Origin of the sequence: Pseudofrankia coriaricola (assembly GCF_001854805.1) — a bacterium.
In the GTDB taxonomy this organism is placed as follows: Bacteria; Actinomycetota; Actinomycetes; order Frankiales; family Frankiaceae; genus Pseudofrankia.
Map to the genome: position 1 here is coordinate 1 of NZ_MBLO01000174.1, position 2784 is coordinate 2784.

Annotated in this window: 4 protein-coding genes; 1 reads left to right on the plus strand and 3 read right to left on the minus strand. The window is 67.7% G+C overall.

Annotated features, from left to right (window positions below; genetic code table 11):
• Positions 1–372: 372 nt before the first annotated feature.
• Positions 373–813 (minus strand): arginase family protein, encoded by a 441-nt coding sequence (locus tag BCD48_RS21215; RefSeq protein WP_071050151.1) that lies wholly within the window; start codon positions 811–813, stop codon positions 373–375.
• Complete coding sequence (locus BCD48_RS21220) at positions 804–992, minus strand: sensor histidine kinase (protein ID WP_071050152.1); 189 nt, start codon at positions 990–992, stop codon at positions 804–806. The genes BCD48_RS21215 and BCD48_RS21220 overlap by 10 nt, the downstream gene beginning before the upstream one ends.
• 158 nt (positions 993–1150) lie before the next feature.
• Between BCD48_RS21220 and BCD48_RS21225 the strand changes: the two genes are divergently transcribed.
• A complete protein-coding gene (locus BCD48_RS21225; RefSeq protein ID WP_071050153.1) occupies positions 1151–1534 on the plus strand; it encodes a hypothetical protein in 384 nt (127 codons plus the stop codon).
• A 562-nt stretch (positions 1535–2096) separates the two neighbouring features.
• On the opposite strand, the gene BCD48_RS56770 is transcribed toward BCD48_RS21225, so the two are convergent.
• Positions 2097–2411, minus strand: a complete 315-nt coding sequence (locus BCD48_RS56770; protein WP_491677158.1) for an FDXHR family putative zinc-binding protein — start codon at positions 2409–2411, stop codon at positions 2097–2099.
• Between the last annotated feature and the right edge of the window lie 373 nt (positions 2412–2784).

Genomic DNA, 2784 nt, shown 5'->3' on the forward strand with positions numbered 1-2784 from the left:
GTGGCGCAGGGTGAGGATCTCGATGTCCTTGTCACGGTCGCCGTAGGGCAGCAGGCGTAGCAGGGCGAACGCGTTCGTGACACCGAGGTAGGTCAACCGAAGCACCATGAGGTGGCATCCTCGCGCAGCCACCGGCCCCGACGGCTGCGGCCACCCTGACCAGGGCGGATGGCATTATCGGCATGCACACCCTTCCGGTGAACGATGCCGATGACCACCTGATCGGTTCTTGGGTTTCTCGAGCTTCACCCGTCATCCACACCAAGATGTCCGATTCTTCCTGTATGGGGAACGAAGATCCCCGCCAACACGTGTGGACCCAAAACCGCCTACGAGATCCTCGACAGCATCGCCGCATTTTGTCAACGAACTTCAAGCGCGCCAGTTGGCGAATGCCTTGACCAGGGCATCGGTTAGCTGTTGCCCGCCGTGCAGGTCGGGATCCCGGTCGGGGTCGTAGATGGTCACGTCCACCCCCACCACCTGGGGGGAGGCGAGCAGGCGACGCACCACCGTGACGAGCTCGTCGAAGGTCAGACCGTCGGGTTCAGGGCTGTCCACCGCCCGCAGAAGCTCGCCGTCGATGACGTCAGCGTCGATGTGGACCCAGAATCCGTCCAGCTCAGCGTGCTCCAGGAGCCGGAGCGCCTGGTCGGCCGCCAAGAGCGGATCCCGGCTGACCGTGGGCGCGTCGATCAGGTGCAGGCCGGCTGCGGCGGCACCCGCAGCGACGATGTCGTGGCCGGCCTCGCCGGGCAGGGCGGCCAGCCCGTGCCGGAACGGAGTCGAGTCGTCGGCGAGGATCAGCCGCATGGCAGCTCCGCGATGAGTTCGGTGCCCGGGCGGCCGCGCACCGTGAACGTCCCGCCGACCGACGCCACCCGGTCGCCCAGCCCGCGCAGCCCGCGGCCGGCGGCGTCGGCGCCCCCGGGACCGTCGTCTGCGACCCGGACGACGACCCGCCCGTCCCCCTCGCTGATCTCGACCCGCACGCCGACGACCAGCGGGTCACTGCGATCATGGAGAAACGGTTCGAACCTCTGTCGGAGAACCGACCTCGCTGATCGGGTTGGGTGACCCGCCCGCCAATGTCCGGGTTTCGGCGGGGTAACGACGCCTCGTCGCATCGATCGAGACAAGGACCTCAGCGATGGCATTACGGGACAAGCTTGCCGAACGGGCCAAGCCCTACCTCCAGCCCGACGAGGAGGTAAGGCACGTGTTCATGGCCCAGACCGGCCCCACGCCGTACCTGTTCATCGTCACCTATCTCATCCTGTTCGCGATCCACTACCGGATCGTGGTGGTGACCGACAAGAGCATCACGGTGCTCAAGGCGGGCAAGCTCGTCCCGTCGAAGCCGAAGGGCGACACGGTCCTGGCCCGCATCCCGCGCGAGACGCGGCTCGGCCCGGTGAAGGGACTATGGGGGGTTACGGAGGCGACGGGCGAGAAGCTGCGGGTGCACAAGCGCTTTCACAAGGACATCGAGGCCGCGGATGCGGAGATCGCCGGCCTGTCGACGAGCGCCTGACGGGACCGCGCCCCGGCGCGCCAACGGGCGCCGGTACGCACGGCGATGGCCCGGTGGCCTCGGGGATCTCCCGGCCACCGGCCGTCGCCGCCGGATTGATGATCTTGTCAAGGGTGCTGTGGGTGCCCGTAATCCGACCGTAGGCCGTGACCTGGCGTTCGGAGTCTCCCAGGCCAACCCGGACGTCTGGGCAGGTGACCTGGACGCCATCACCGTGGGTCACAAATCCGTTACTCTCACGTCCACGTCACTGTCCCTTCGACGGTGAAGGAGGCCTCGCCGCTGAGGCCCTCACTGTCCTAGAGCCGCCGGGCCTACCTCGCGTGTACCGTCCGCACCCAGACCATTTCGTTCGGCCTGTCCCGCCGGCTCCGGCGTGACGTGGCCCGGATTGGGGGATCCTGGGCAAGGGCCCGATCGAACGGCGCGCCGCAGGCGCCGCAGAGGATGGGCCTGCTCGTGCTGGTTCGGGTGACCCAAAGCCGTCCGGGCGGGTCGAACGCGCAGGCGATCGAGATCCTCACGCCGGCGCGGCCCGGGCCGCGGGGCTGCGCATGCAGCGCTACATCTCGTCGCCGAAGAGATCAGACTGCACACCTGACACAGGCCGATGTGGCTTGCGGCGAGGGACCTCTGCCTGCAGCCACCAATAATGCTCGGCGAACCTGAGTCCGACCGACTCGGGCTCGCAGCAACCGTCGACATGTGCGGCCTCGTAGCTCTCGACGGTGCCGAAGGTCCGATGACAGCACGGACAGTGCGCCGCGAAGATCGAAAACCACTGCTGCCCGCAGATACAGGAGCCGACCATCGAGCGGTAGTAGTCCGCGGGCCTCGTCACTGTGCCCCCACCGGAGGTTCGTCCTGCACCCAGCATCGACGACGCTCAGCAAGCCGCAGCGAGACCGTCCCCTCGCGAAACCCTTCCCAGAACCCGCGGCAGACAGCCTCGTCGACATCCTTCCCGTACAGCGTCGAGCGGCAGATCAGCGCCGAATGATCACGAAGGTTCGCATCCACAAGGTCTTGGAGACCGCCTCGCTCCAGACCCATGCGGTTGCCTGGATGGAACACACACGTGGCGCAGTGGCACGACAGGACATGGACCTCGCCGCCTCGGTAGGCGTCGCCCCGCCGCACTGTCACGGGTTCGAGGCAGGGCTGCGACAAAGTCGTGGGCGGCGTGTCGGCTGGCGTCGTGGGCCTGTAGCGGCTACGGCTGCCGGGTGTACCGGCCCGCGACGGCCGCC

Bases quoted from the DNA above. Each gene is read 5' to 3' on its own strand.
- BCD48_RS21215 (WP_071050151.1), bottom strand. From the start codon at position 813: ATGCGGCTGATCCTCGCCGACGACTCGACTCCGTTCCGGCACGGGCTG.
- BCD48_RS21225 (WP_071050153.1), top strand. From the start codon at position 1,151: ATGGCATTACGGGACAAGCTTGCCGAACGGGCCAAGCCCTACCTCCAG.
- BCD48_RS56770 (WP_491677158.1), bottom strand. From the start codon at position 2,411: ATGCTGGGTGCAGGACGAACCTCCGGTGGGGGCACAGTGACGAGGCCC.